This is a genomic window from Burkholderiaceae bacterium, from assembly GCA_024235995.1.
Lineage (GTDB): Bacteria > Pseudomonadota > Gammaproteobacteria > Burkholderiales > Burkholderiaceae_C > Ottowia.
This window is the reverse complement of record JACKLI010000002.1, coordinates 31,476-44,030: the sequence shown is the minus strand read 5'-3', so window position 1 is coordinate 44,030 and position 12,555 is coordinate 31,476. Positions and strand designations below refer to the sequence as shown.

Below are 12,555 nucleotides of genomic sequence, written 5' to 3'. Positions count from 1 at the left end.
GTTAGGACAACAAATCGATGAACGGAGCCTGCGGGCCGGGTGGTCAGCGCACCGCGCCGCGGTCTGAAATCATCTTCGGCGTGATGAACACCAGCATTTCCTGCTTCTGGGCCTGGCGCGTGCGCTGCTTGAACAGGTTGCCCAGCACGGGCACGTCGCCCAGCAAGGGCACCTTGTTTTCCTGGTCGGTCTCGGTCAGCTCGAAGATGCCGCCGATCACCACGGTGCCGCCGTTCTCGACCAGCACCTGGGTCTTGACGCGCTTGGTGTTGATGGACATGGCGCCTTCAACCACGCCGCCGGGGCTGTCCTTGTTGACATCCAGATCGAGGATGATGTTGCCCTCGGGCGTGATCTGCGGCGTGACCTCGAGCTTGAGCACAGCCTTGCGGAAGGCCACCGCCGTGGCGCCGCTGCTGGTGGCCTGCTGGTAGGCAAACTCGGTGCCCTGCTCAATCAGCGCCTTGGTCTGGTCGGCCGTGACCACGCGCGGGCTGGAAACGATCTTGCCCTTGCCGTCGGCCTCCAGCGCGGACAGCTCCAGGTTGAGGAAGCGGTTGGCGGCCGAACTGAACAGCGAGATGGCGAAGCTGGCCGGCGAGGCACCTGCCAGGCCCAGCGCGGGCAGGCTCAGAAACTGCGAGGTGGTCGAGGTGAGGCCGCCCGCGTCGGTCTGGCCGGTGGTCGAGGTGATGGCGTTGTAGTTGCCGCCAAAGGCCAGACGGTTGCTGCCCACGGCGTAGCCCGGGTCGCCGCCGCGCACGCCGCGCAGGTCAGCGCCGCCCAGCTTGACGCCCAAGGACTTGCCGAAGGTGTCGGTGGCCTCGACGATGCGCGCCTCGATCAGCACCTGGCGCACCGGCACGTCCAGCTTGGTGATCATATCCTGAATCTGCTCCAGGCGCGAGGGGATGTCAGAGATGAACAGCTGGTTGGTGCGCGGTTCGGCGATGACGCTGCCACGCGAGCTGAGCAGGCTGCCCGAGTTGGCGGCGCCGCCGCCGCCACCGCCGGAGCCGGAGGACGAGATCAACTGCTGCTTGATGTCCTCAGCCTTGGTGTAGTTGAGCTGGAAAGACTGGGTGCGCAGCGGCTCCAGGTTGCGGATGGCGGCCTGGGCTTCCAGGTCGGCCTTTTCCTTGGCGGCCATTTCATCTTTGGGCGCGATCTGCAGCACATTGCCCACGCGCTTCATGCCCAGGTTCTTGGCCTGCAGGATGATGTCCAGCGCCTGGTCCCAGGGCACGTCCTTCAGGCGCAGTGTCAGGTTGCCCTGGACCGAGTCGGAGGTGACGATGTTGAAGTTGGTGAAGTCGGCGATCACCTGCAGCAGCGAGCGCACGTCGATGTCCTGGAAGTTCAACGACAGCTTCTCGCCGCGGTAGCCCTGCCCCTGGGTCAGCTTGTCGGGGTTGGACTTTTGCTGGCGCACCTCGACCACCAGCTGCTTGTCGCTCTGGTAGGCGCTGTGCTCCCATGCGCCCTTGGGCTCGATCACCATGCGCACGCGGTCGCCCGACTGCACGGTGGTGATGGTTTGCACGGGGGTGCCGAAGTCGGACACGTCGAGCTTGCGGCGCAGGCCTTCGGGCAGGCTGGTCTTCAGGAACTCGACCACCAGCTTTTGCCCCTGCTGCTTGATGTCCACGCCCACCTGGTCGCTGGGCAGGTCGACCACCACGCGCCCGGCGTTGTCGGTGCTGCGGCGAAAGTCGATGCCTTGCAGCGGCTGCTCGGTGTCGACGTGGCTTTCGGCAAACGCGCTGGTGGCGGGCGCCGGCGTGGCACTGGCGGCCACGGTCCCCAGCGTGACCAGCACCGCGCGGCCCTGCAACTCGGTCTGGTAGGTGGTGGGCTGCTTGAGGTTGAGCACCACGCGGGTACGGTTGCTGCCCTGCGCCACGTTGGCGCCGCGCAGATTGCCCTGGTCGATGGCGATGTTGCTGTGCGCCAGGCCGCTGACGACACCGGGGAAGTCGAGCGCGATGCGCGCCGGCGACTGCACCGCAAAACCAGCGGGCGGCGCGATCAGGGCTTCGTTCAGTTCGATGCGGACGACTTCGGCGCCGCCCTGAATCGAGCTCGTGATCGACTCGATCCGCGCCTGGGCCATGGCCATCGTGGTGGCCCCGAAGGCCATCAAGCCCAGCGCAGCCACGCGCACCTGCCGGCCGTTCGGCATCCACTTGCTCATCGTTTTTTCTCCTGCAACTGCAACTGGGCGTTGCGCTCGATCCATTCGCCGGCAGCGTCCTGCACAATTTCCCGCAAACCCACGTCGCTTTCGCTGATCTGGGTTACCCGCCCGTAGTTTTGACCCAGGTAGTCGCCCACCTTGACCTGGTAGAGCAGCTTGTCGACCCGCACCAACGCCACCCGCTTGCCGCCGCGGTCGAGGCTGCCCACCATGGACATGGCGTCCAGCGGAAAAGCCTCGAGCGGCTCCTTGCGCCGATTGAGCTCGGGCGCGATCAGCGAGTCGCCCGAGCCCTTGACGCCGGACTCGCGCCGCAGCGCCTGCGTCAGGCGTTCGTGGCCGAAAGGATCAGCCGCCGCGGACTCGGTGTAGTCCTGCGGCACGTATTTCTTGGGCTCGGCCAGGGGCGTGACCTTGGGCACCATCTGGTGCCTTTGCTCGGCCATCCACTGCCGCAAGTCCTCCTGCGCCGGCTCGCAGCCGCCCAGCAGGGCGGCCACGCCACAGGCCAGGACCCACCATCCAGCGCGCGCCATCATTTCTTGGCTCCCGGCTTGGCTGCAGCCTTTTGCTGCGCCGCAATCTCTTCGGGGTCAAGGTAGCGGAAGGTCTTGGCCGTGGCCTCCAGCACCAGCATGCCGGACTTGTCCTTGTCGCCGCTGGGCACCACCGACAGGTTGTTGAGCGTGACGATGCGTGACAGATGGGCAATGTCGGAGCTGAAAGCGCCGATGTCGTGGTAGCGGCCGGTCACCTTGAGGGCGATGGGCAGCTCCGCGTAGTAATCCTTGGCCACCAGATGCCCTGGCCGGAACAACTCGAACTGCAGGCTGCGGCCCAGGCCCGCCTGGTTGATGTCCGACAGCAGGGCATCCATCTCGGCCTTGTTGGGCAACTGCTTTTCGAGCAGGTTAACGTATTGCAGCACCTGCACGCGCTGCTTCTTCAGCTCTTCCAGGCTGACGGCCTTCTGCAGCTTGCCGCGGTAGTCGTTGCGCAGGGTCAGCTCCCTGGCCTGATCGCCTTCGAGCTCTTCATTGACACCCTTGAGCCAGGCGAACCAGAGGATGACCACCATCACCGCCGCGACCAGCACCAGCAGTGCGTAGCGCGGCAGTGCCGGCCAGGACGATGGATCGCGCGTATCGAGACCACGGAACTGCCCGCTCAATCCCTCGAACGCTTGCCGAAAATCGATGTTGGATGAAGACTTGCGAGCCATGACGCTGGAGCCCTTTGCTCACGCGGGGACGTTGGCCGGCCGCGGCGCCGGGTGCGGCTGCCTTCGCATCGCTGGCGCGCTGCAACTGGACGCGGATGGTGAAGTTGTAAACGCGGCGCTGCTCGCGCGGGCCCAATCCGAGGTTCTTGGCAACGATCTCGATCAGCTCGGGTTTGGTGATCCACGGACTGGCGCGCGACAGGTTGCGCAGCAGCTCGGATACGCGCTCGTTGGACTGCGCCACGCCCTCGAGCAGGACGTTCTGGTTTTCCTGCTTGATCTTGCTCAGGTACAGGCCGTCGGGCAACTGCCGGACAGCCTCGTTGAGCAAATGCACCGGCATGTTGCGGTCGGCCTGCAGGTTCTCGACCGCCTCCTGGCGCGCCTTCAGGGCCGCGATCTCGCTTTGCAGCGAGGCAACTTCCTTGATTTCCTGGTCCAGCTTGGCGATCTCGCGCGTCAGGAAGGCGTTGCGGGCCTGCTGCTCGTCGATGCGTCCCTGCAGCCACAGGTAAGCCAGCCCCGCGATCAGGGCGCCGATGACCACCGCGCCGACCAGGGAGCCGTTGAACACCTGGCGCGCACGCTTGCGCGCCATCTCCCGATGGGGCAGCAGGTTGAGCAAAATCATCGCAAAAACCTCCGCATGGCCAGGCCACAGGCGGTCAGGTAGGACGGTGCCTCGCGCAGCACCTTCTGCTCGCGCACGCCACGCCCCAGTTCCATGCCATCGAACGGATTGATCATCTGGCACGGGAACGAGGTGGCCTCCGTGATGGCCTCGGTCAGGCCGTGCAGGCCGGCGCTGCCGCCGGCCAGCAGGATCATGTCCACCCGGTTGTGCGGCGTGCTGGTGAAGAAGAACTTGAGCGCGCGCTCGACTTCCTGCGCCAGGTTCTGGACAAACGGGGCCAGCACGGTCTGGGCATAGTCTTCGGGCAACTCGTTGGCGCGCTTCTTGGCCTCGGCCTCCTCGGCGGTGAAGCCATACTGGCGCATCAGCAGCTGGGTGAGCTGCGCACCACCAAACACCTGGTCGCGCTCGTACAGCAACTCGTCCTCGCGCAGCACCTGCAGGGTGGAGGACAGGCCACCGATCTCGAACAGGGCCACCACGGCATTGGCGCCGCCACCGGGCAGCTGCTCGAGCACCCGCGCCGCGGCCAGGCGCGACGCATAGGACTCGACGTCCATCACCATGGGCGTGAGCCCGATGGCCTCGGCCAGGCCCTGGCGGTCCTCGACCTTTTCCTTGCGCGAGGCGGCGATCATGACCTCGACATCGCCGGCCGAACTGGGGCTGGGGCCGATGACGCAGAAATCCAGGCTGACCTCGTCGAGCGAGAACGGGATGTACTGGTTGGCCTCGAGCTCGACCTGGGCCTCCAGCTCGCGCTCGCTCAACCCGCCGGGTAAAATGATCTTCTTGCTGATGACCAGCGAGGCCGGCAGCGCCATGGCGACGTTCTTGGCCTTGGTGCCGCTTTTCTTGATCAGGCGGCGCGCGGCGTCGACCACTTCGTCGAACTTCTCGAAGTTGCCCTCGTTGATCCAGCCGCGCTCGAGCGGCTCGATCGCGCAACGATCCAGCGTGAAGCGACCGGCGCGATCGCGGGACAGCTCGACCAGCTTGATGCTGGATGCGCTCACATCCAGCCCCACCAGGGGGGCCGGCTGACGATCGAACAGCGAACCCATGTTCAAAGCAGTATCCGGTTACTTTCTATTGCAGAAGTAGAACACACTTAATAAATTGATTGAATGCTATCAGCACACCGGCCAGTGGAAAAAGCCCGTCAACGTGGCTTTTCATCCTTGACGTTGTCAAAAACCGACGATCGGGCGTGCTGTAACAGTTTTTGCCAACGGGTGCCGGCCGTTGCAGCCTGCTGACGTGCACACCGGCAGGCCTGCCGCCACAATCGGGCGCCGACGCCATGGGACCGAGCCCGCGTCGGGGTTCGGTGCGTTGCCGCACCCCGCTCCTTTCGACGAACTCCTTCCCGTTTCACATGCCTGCTGACCGCTCAACCCATTCTTCCGAGCCGCGCGCGCCCCGCAGCGCCCGCTGGCCCGCCTGGCTTGCCAAGGGACTGCTGTGGGCCGGCGGTACCGTGGTGGCCCTGGCCTTGTGCGCCGGTCTGGCAGGCCTGATGGCCCTGGCCATCGCCTACCCGAACCTGCCCGACGTCTCGGGCCTGTCCAACTACCACCCCAAGCTGCCATTGCGGGTGTACACCGCCGAAGGCCAGCTCATCGGCGAGTTCGGCGAGGAGCGGCGCACCCTCACGCCGATCGGCCAAATCCCGAAGGTGATGAAAGATGCCGTCCTGGCGATCGAAGATGCGCGCTTTTACGAGCACAACGGCATCGATTACGTGGGCGTGCTGCGCGCCGCGCTGGCCAACCTGGGGCGTGAGAAGAGCCAGGGCGCGTCCACCATCACCATGCAGGTGGCGCGCAACGTGTACCTCACGTCGGAGAAGACCTACACGCGCAAGATCTACGAGATGCTGCTCACGCTCAAGCTGGAGCACCAGCTGACCAAGGACCAGATCCTGGAGATCTACATGAACCAGATCTTCCTGGGCAATCGCGCCTACGGCTTTGCCGCCGCCGCCGAGACCTATTTCGGCAAGCCGCTGAAGGACGTGACCATCGCCGAGGCGGCGATGCTGGCGGGCATTCCCAAGTTCCCGTCCACCGCCAACCCGATCGCCAACTTCGCCCGCGCCAAGGAGCGCCAGCTGCACATCATCGACCGCATGGTCGAGAACGGCTTCATCACCGCCGAGCAGGCGGCGCAGGCCAAGGCGCAGGAGCTGCACATCCGCCCCAGCAGCAGCCGCGACCGCGTGCACGCCGAGTACGTGGCCGAGATGGTGCGCCGCATGATGTTCGAGCAGTACGGCGAGCAGACCTACGTGCGCGGCCTGAAGGTCTACACCAGCATCAAGGCCGACGACCAGCAGGCGGCCTACGACGCCTTGCGCCGCGGCATCATGGACTACGAGCGCCGCCAGGCCTACCGGGGCCCCGAAAAGTTCGTCGACCTGCCCAAGGCCGCCGACGAGCGCGAGGCCTTCATCGGCGACACGCTGGCCGACTACCCGGACATCGGCGATCTGTCGGCTGCCGTGGTCACCCAGGCCAGCGAGCGCAAGATCGAAGCGGTGCTGGCCGGTGGCGACACCATCGAGATCACCGGCAACGGCCTGCGCGCGGCCCGCTCGGGCCTGTCGCCGCGCGCGGCGCCGGCGGTGCAAATCCGCCCCGGCGCGGTGATCCGCGTGGTGCGCAAGGACGACAACAGCTGGGACGTGGCCCAGTTGCCCGAGGTCGAGGGCGCGCTGGTGGCGCTCGATCCGCGCGACGGCGCCGTCAAGGCCCTGGTGGGCGGCTTCGACTACGGCAAGAACAAGTTCAACCACGTCACGCAGGCCTGGCGCCAGCCCGGCTCGGGCTTCAAGCCCTTCGTGTACTCGGCGGCGCTCGAAAAGGGCTTTTCGCCCACCACCATCGTCGACGACGCGCCGCTGTTCTTCGACGCCAGCGTCACCGGCGGCCAGCCCTGGGAGCCCAAGAACTACGAGGGCGGCTTCGAGGGCCCGATGACGCTCAAGCGCGGCCTGGCGCGCTCGCGCAACATGATCTCGATCCGCGTGCTGCAGGCCATCACGCCGCGCTACGCGCAGGACTGGATCGCCCACTTCGGCTTCGATCCCGACAAGCACCCGCCCTACCTGACCATGGCGCTGGGCGCCGGCTCGGTCACGCCGATGCAGATGGCCACCGGCTTTGCGGTGTTCGCCAACGGCGGCTGGCGCGTCAACCCCTACCTCATCACGCGCGTCACCGACCACACCGGCAAGGTGCTGGTCGAAAGCCACCCTACGCCGCCCACGGAGGACAACCGCGCCATCAACGCGCGCAACGCCTTCGTCATGAACACCATGCTCAACGAGGTGGCGCGCAGCGGCACGGCGGCGCGCGCGCAGGCCACGCTCAAGCGGCCCGACCTGTACGGCAAGACGGGGACCACCAACGACTCGATGGACGCCTGGTTCACCGGCTACCAGCCGACGCTGGTGGCCTCGGTGTGGATCGGCTACGACACGCCGCGCAACCTGGGCACACGCGAGACGGGCGGCGGCCTGTCGCTGCCGATCTGGATCAACTTCATGCAGACGGCGCTCAAGGGCGTGCCGGTGGCGCAGCTCAAGCCCCCGGCGGGCGTGACCAAGGTGGGCGACGACTGGCTGTACGACGAGTACGCGCATGGCGGCGGCATCGCCAACCTGGACGGCGCCGGACGGCAAGAGCCCGAGGCCCCGGCCGAGATCGGCAGCCCCCTGGGCGCCGCCGCGCCGGCCGGCGGCGAGCGCAACCGCATCCTGGATCTGTTCAAGAACTAGCAAGGCGGCGGGCGCACGCCGGCGCGTCACTAGAATCCGCGCCATGCCGCTTCTGCCCCCACCGCTTGCCCGCATCGCCTTGGCCATCCTGGCCGCCGCGGCGCTGAGCGCCTGCGGCCAGAAGGGGCCGCTCTTCATTCCCAGCACCCCGGCCGCGGCGCAGCGCGCCACGCTGCCGCAAACCGTGTTCGGCGGCGCGGCCGCCGCGCCCACGGCGCCCGCCAGCCGGGCGCCCGCCGCGGTACCGCCACCACCCCTGCCCAACCTGCCCGAGATCCAATGACACCGTCCGCACCCGCGCACGCCGACGCTCCCCTGCCCGGCACCCCCTTCGTCGCGTACCGCGACGGCCAGTTGATGCTGGAGGACGTGGCGCTGGCCGAGCTGGCGCAGCGCCACGGCACGCCGCTGTTCGTGTATTCCAAGGCCGCCATGCTGGGCGCGCTGGCCGCCTACCAGCGCGGCCTGGCAGGACGCGAGGCGCTGATCTGCTACGCCATGAAGGCCAACTCGACGCTGGCCGTGCTGAAGGTCTTTGCCGACGCCGGCTGCGGCTTCGACATTGTCTCGGGCGGCGAGCTGGAGCGCGTGCTGGCCGCCGGCGGCGCGGCCGGCAAGATCGTGTTCTCGGGCATCGGCAAGACGCGCGCCGAGATCCGCCGCGCGCTCGAGGCGGGCATCCGCTGCTTCAACGTCGAGAGCCTGGCCGAGCTGGACGTCATCGACGAGGTGGCCCGGGCCTGTGGCCGGCGCGCGCCCGTCAGCATCCGCGTCAACCCGAACGTGGACGCCCGCACGCATCCCTACATCTCCACCGGCCTGAAGGGCAACAAGTTCGGCATCGCGCACGAGCAGGCGCTGGCCGCCTACCGGCACGCCGCCCGCCTGCCGGGGCTGCAGGTGGCGGGCATCGACTGCCACATCGGCTCGCAGATCACCGAGGTCGCGCCCTACGTGGAGGCGCTCGACCGCGTGCTGGACCTGGTGGACGCCATCGAGTCCGACGGCATCCGCATCCACCACATCGACCTGGGCGGCGGCCTGGGCATCGACTACGCGGGCGACACGCCCCCCGCCGCCGACACGCTGTGGGCCGCCCTGCTGGCGCGCCTGGACGCGCGCGGCTATGGCGGCCGGGCGCTGATGATCGAGCCCGGCCGCTCGCTGGTGGGCAATGCCGGCCTGTGCCTGACCGAGGTGCTGTACCTCAAGCCCAGCGAGCACAAGAATTTCTGCATCGTCGACGCCGCCATGAACGACCTGCCGCGCCCGGCGCTGTACGAGGCCTTTCACCGCATCGTGCCGCTGCGCCAGGCAGCGCCCGGCGCGGCCGCGACCGTCTACGACGTGGTGGGCCCGGTGTGCGAAAGCGGCGACTGGCTGGGCCGCGACCGGCCCCTGGCGGTGCAGCCCGGCGAGCACCTGGCCGTGCTGTCGGCCGGCGCCTATTGCATGAGCATGGCCAGCAACTACAACACCCGCCCGCGCGCGGCCGAGGTGCTGGTCGATGGCGCGCAGGCGCGCGTGGTGCGCCGGCGCGAGGCGGTGCAGGATTTGTGGCGGGGCGAAACCGTTTGACGTCCGGCTTGGGCCTGATTTCAAGCCAAATCAGCCTCTGGCCCGCTTGAATCAATCCGATTAAGCTATCGATTTCATAGTATCTGAAAGCACCGCGCGGCTCAGTTCGGAAATCTTTCGCGCAGCTTGAGCTTCCAGAACTTGCCGGTCGAGGTGCGCGGCACGGCGTCGATGAATTCGTAGCGCTCGGGCAGCTGCCACCTGGCGAAGGACTTGGCCAGCAGCAGGGCGTCCAGCGCCTCGGGCGTCGCCTGCTCGCCCGGCTTGAGCACCACGCAGGCCAGCGGGCGCTCGCCCCACTTCGCGTCGGGGATGGCGACGACGGCCGCCTCGGCCACGGCCGGGTGGGCCATCAGCGCGTTCTCCAGGTCGACCGAACTGATCCACTCGCCGCCCGACTTGATCAGGTCCTTGGTGCGGTCGCTGATCTTGACGAAGCCCAGCGCGTCCACGCTGGCCACGTCGCCGGTGCGCAGCCAGCCGTCGTCGGTGAACTTGTCGGCGGGCGATCCGACCTGGTGGTAGCTGCCCGTGATGAAGGGCCCGCGCACCTGGATCTCGCCCACGCTGTGGCCGTCCCAGGGCTGGTCGCGGCCGTCGTCGCCGCGCGCGCGCAGCTCCACCAGCGGCACGGGCACGCCGGCCATGGCCGCACGCCGGTATTTCTCGTCGGCCGAGGCGCCCTGCAGCTCGGCGCGCGGGTAGCTGACGGTGGCCACCGGGCTGGTCTCGGTCATGCCCCAGCCCTGCATGATCCAGATGCCGTGGGCGTCGAAGGCGCGGATCAGCGCCTCGGGCACGGCCGCGCCGCCGACCAGCGAGCGCAGGCCGGTGGGCAGCTTCCAGCGGCCGGCGTTGGCCGAGCCGGGCTTGAGCGAGGCGTCGTAGGTCTGGATCAGCGTCATCCAGATGGTGGGCACGCCCAGCGCCAGCGTGGGCGGCTCGGCGGTCATCAGGTCGAGCAGGTCGTCGGGGTGCATGTGCGGGCCCGGAAACACCAGCTTGGCGCCCATCATGACCGCCATGTAGGGCATGCCCCAGCTGTTGGCGTGGAACATGGGCGTGACGGGCAGCACCACGTCGCTGCCGTGCACGCCGCAAAAGTCCGGCAGGCTGCCCACCAGCGAATGCAGCACGGTGGAGCGGTGCGAATACACCACCCCCTTGGGCCGGCCGGTGGTGCCGCTGGTGTAACACATGGCCACCGGGTCGTTCTCGTCGTGCGGGGTGTAGGCCAGGCCGTCCGGGTCGGCGCCGGCCAGCAGCGCCTCGTAGTCCAGCAGGCCCTCGGGCGCCGGCTGGCCGCCCGAAAAGGGAAACACGATGACCTGCTCGAACGCATGGCGGTGCTTGAACTGCTCGTACAGCGGCAGCAGCACGTCGTCGATCACCAGGAAGCGGTCCTGCGCGTCGCCGGCGATCCAGCCGATCTCCTCCGGCGCCAGGCGCAGGTTCAGCGTGTGCATCACCCCGCCCGCGGCCGGAATGCCGAAGTAGCACTCCAGGTGCGCATGGTGGTTCCAGCACAGCGTGGCCACGCGATCGCCCTTGCGCAGCCCCAGCCCTTGCAGCGCCGACGCCAGCGCCCGCGTGCGACGGTAAAACGCGCCGTAGCTGTGGCGCACCAGCGACTTGTCGGGCCGGCGCGAGACGATCTCGTTGCCGGCAAACAGCCGCCCCGCCCGCTCCAGCAGGTGGTTGAGCGACAGCGGCGCGTTCATCATCGTGCTTTGCATCGTGCCTCCTTGGCGTGTTGCCTTGAATCGACTTTACGCCGGCAGCCGACGTGAGAGGGTGAGAGGCAATCCCCCATGCCCGCCTTGCACGCCAAAACGCCGCCCATCGTCGTTGCAAATACTCGCCATGGCCCCAGCCATGACTGCGTTTTGCGCCTTGATGGACAGCATTCTGACGCGCCTTTCGGGCACGGTCGATTTCCTCTCACCCTCTGAGCGGGCACAATGCGCCCCATGGAAACCCTGAGGCAAGAACTGGCCGCCACCGCCGCGCGGCTGGTGGTGGAAGAAGGCCTGGACTACGGCAGCGCCAAACGGCGCGCGCACAAGCAGTTGGGCGCGCCGGCGCGCACGGCCCTGCCCGACAACGACGCGATCGAAACCGAAGTGCGCGCTTACATCGACCTGTTCCACGCCGACACCCAGCCCGGCGAGCTGCAGGCCTTGCGGCAGCTGGCCCTGGCCTGGATGCAGCGCCTGGCCGCCTTTCGCCCGCACATCCAGGGCGCCGTGTGGAACGGCACCGCCACGCGCCGCAGCGACATTCATCTGCAGCTGTACTGCAACGACCCCAAGTCGGCCGAGATCGCGCTGATCGACCGCGGCGTGCGCTACGACGTGCGCCCCGCGGCCGGCAGGCCCGGCCCGGCGGCGGACGTGCTCAGCTTTTCGGCGCCCTGCCCCGAGCTGGGCGAGCCCATCGGCATCCATCTGACGATCCAGGACTACGACGCCCTGCGCGGCGCGCTCAGGCCGGGCGCCGACGGCCGCCCCCGCCAGGGCGATGCCGCGGCGCTGGCCGCGCGGCTGAACGACGAGGCCTGTGCATGAGCGCCGAACGCCAGCCCGGCGCAGCAGCCCCCGCTGCTGGCAACCCCACCCGCCGCTGGGCCCTGGCCGCCGCGGTGGGCGCTGCCGCCGGCATTGCCGGCGCCACCCTGGCCTGGCGGCGTTTCGCGCTGCACGAGCCCGACACCAGCGATCTGTGGCAGCACCGCTTCAGCACGCCCGCCGGCGCTCCCCTGGCCATGGCCGACCTGAAGGGCCGCCCGCTGCTGATCAACTTCTGGGCCACCTGGTGCCCGCCCTGCGTGGAAGAAATGCCGCTGCTAAGCCGTTTCTACACGCAAACCAAGGACAACGGCTGGCAAATGCTTGGATTGGCCATCGATCAGGTCGATCTGGTCCAGCGCTTCCTGGCCCGCACCCCGGTCAGCTACCCCATTGCCATGGCCGGCCCCACCGGCGTCGAATGGACGAAAAAGCTGGGAAATGCCGCCGGTGGACTGCCTTTTACCGTGGTATTCGATCGACAAGGCGCCATCCAGCACCGCAAGCTGGGCCAGTTGAAGCCCGAGGATCTGGCCGCCTGGCTGCGCTGAAAAGCGCCGCCCCGTCCCTGCGGGC

General features: G+C 68.0%; 10 protein-coding genes and 1 pseudogene. 5 read left to right on the top strand and 6 right to left on the bottom strand.

Annotation, left to right across the window (positions count from 1 at the left end):
• Positions 1 to 43: 43 nt before the first annotated feature.
• The 5 genes and pseudogenes from H6927_17910 to H6927_17890 form a co-directional block, all read right to left on the bottom strand.
• A complete protein-coding gene (locus tag H6927_17910) occupies positions 44 to 2,239 on the bottom strand; it encodes a type IV pilus secretin PilQ (GenBank protein ID MCP5219959.1) in 2,196 nt (731 codons plus the stop codon).
• The gene (locus H6927_17905; GenBank protein MCP5219958.1) at positions 2,191 to 2,733 is read right to left on the bottom strand and encodes a pilus assembly protein PilP; all 543 of its coding nucleotides are present in this window, start codon (positions 2,731 to 2,733) and stop codon (positions 2,191 to 2,193) included. The genes H6927_17910 and H6927_17905 overlap by 49 nt, the downstream gene beginning before the upstream one ends.
• Positions 2,733 to 3,419, bottom strand: coding sequence for a type 4a pilus biogenesis protein PilO (locus H6927_17900; GenBank protein ID MCP5219957.1), 687 nt, complete (start codon positions 3,417 to 3,419; stop codon positions 2,733 to 2,735). Before H6927_17900 ends, H6927_17905 begins: the two co-directional genes overlap by 1 nt.
• A gap of 52 nt (positions 3,420 to 3,471) precedes the next feature.
• Positions 3,472 to 4,050, bottom strand: a pseudogene (locus H6927_17895) (PilN domain-containing protein).
• Entirely contained in the window at positions 4,047 to 5,117 is a 1,071-nt protein-coding gene (locus H6927_17890; protein MCP5219956.1) for a pilus assembly protein PilM, read from the bottom strand. Before H6927_17890 ends, H6927_17895 begins: the two are co-directional and overlap by 4 nt.
• Before the next feature lie 314 nt (positions 5,118 to 5,431).
• Between H6927_17890 and H6927_17885 the strand changes: the two genes are divergently transcribed.
• Genes H6927_17885 through lysA form a run of 3 tightly spaced genes read left to right on the top strand, consistent with a single transcriptional unit; the run spans position 5,432 to position 9,412 of the window.
• The gene (locus H6927_17885; GenBank protein MCP5219955.1) at positions 5,432 to 7,834 is read left to right on the top strand and encodes a penicillin-binding protein 1A; all 2,403 of its coding nucleotides are present in this window, start codon (positions 5,432 to 5,434) and stop codon (positions 7,832 to 7,834) included.
• A gap of 43 nt (positions 7,835 to 7,877) precedes the next feature.
• Positions 7,878 to 8,117 (top strand): lipoprotein, encoded by a 240-nt coding sequence (locus tag H6927_17880; GenBank protein ID MCP5219954.1) that lies wholly within the window; start codon positions 7,878 to 7,880, stop codon positions 8,115 to 8,117.
• Positions 8,114 to 9,412, top strand: a complete 1,299-nt coding sequence (gene lysA, locus H6927_17875; protein MCP5219953.1) for a diaminopimelate decarboxylase — start codon at positions 8,114 to 8,116, stop codon at positions 9,410 to 9,412. Before H6927_17880 ends, lysA begins: the two co-directional genes overlap by 4 nt.
• A 101-nt stretch (positions 9,413 to 9,513) precedes the next feature.
• On the opposite strand, the gene H6927_17870 is transcribed toward lysA, so the two are convergent.
• On the bottom strand, positions 9,514 to 11,148 hold the full coding sequence (locus H6927_17870; GenBank protein ID MCP5219952.1) for a long-chain fatty acid--CoA ligase: 1,635 nt from the start codon (positions 11,146 to 11,148) through the stop codon (positions 9,514 to 9,516).
• A gap of 234 nt (positions 11,149 to 11,382) precedes the next feature.
• Between H6927_17870 and H6927_17865 the strand changes: the two genes are divergently transcribed.
• Entirely contained in the window at positions 11,383 to 11,979 is a 597-nt protein-coding gene (locus H6927_17865; protein ID MCP5219951.1) for a hypothetical protein, read from the top strand.
• The gene (locus tag H6927_17860; GenBank protein MCP5219950.1) at positions 11,976 to 12,530 is read left to right on the top strand and encodes a TlpA family protein disulfide reductase; all 555 of its coding nucleotides are present in this window, start codon (positions 11,976 to 11,978) and stop codon (positions 12,528 to 12,530) included. The genes H6927_17865 and H6927_17860 overlap by 4 nt, the downstream gene beginning before the upstream one ends.
• The last annotated feature ends 25 nt before the right edge of the window (positions 12,531 to 12,555 follow it).